Here is a 649-nt window from a genome sequence, read left to right on the forward strand (position 1 = left end):
TTGCTTAAGCGCTCTCTTCTTCCGCTATCGGTATGATAGTTGGTAGAATGGAACCCGTCAAGGAAAGCACTTGACTGTTTCCATTCTACCAACTTCATGGTCTGTATGCGAAAGAAGGATCTTGACTGATGAACTCATTTCATCCAGCTAACATGTTTCTGGGATTGAGTGGAAATCACAGAAAATGGTGAAGACCCTGATTTTTTTAGTCACTGAACAGTGTAACTTTAGGTGTACATATTGTTATGAAAATTTTGAGAAAGGAAAAATGTCGGATGATGTTATTGAAGGTGTAATAAAATATGTTGAGAAAAGAGGGCCTCAACTAAAAAATTTGAATGTCCATTGGTTTGGAGGAGAACCTCTTCTCGCATTAGATGTTATTGAAAAATTATCAAATCAATTCCTTTTATTAAGTGAAAAGTACAATTTCAAGTTTCGTGCTGGTATTACTACTAATGGATTCCTTTTAAACAGTGATACGGCGACAAAATTATTAAAGCTAGGTGTTGACAATTTCCAGATAACTATAGACGGCCCTGAACATATTCATGATCAAACACGTAAGTTAGTGGGAGGACAAGGAACTTTCAAAAGAATATTTAATAATTTGAAAAATTTGAGTTATTTGGAATATGATTTTCAGGTT

General features: G+C 34.7%; 1 protein-coding gene. It reads left to right on the forward strand.

Going from position 1 to position 649, the window contains the following annotated elements; all coding sequences use genetic code 11:
* Window positions 1-184: 184 nt before the first annotated feature.
* The coding region (locus BRO54_RS18905) for a radical SAM protein (RefSeq protein ID WP_139268116.1) at window positions 185-649 on the forward strand (465 nt) is incomplete at its 3' end.

Origin of the sequence: Geobacillus proteiniphilus (assembly GCF_001908025.1) — a bacterium.
Taxonomy (GTDB): Bacteria; Bacillota; Bacilli; order Bacillales; family Anoxybacillaceae; genus Geobacillus; species Geobacillus proteiniphilus.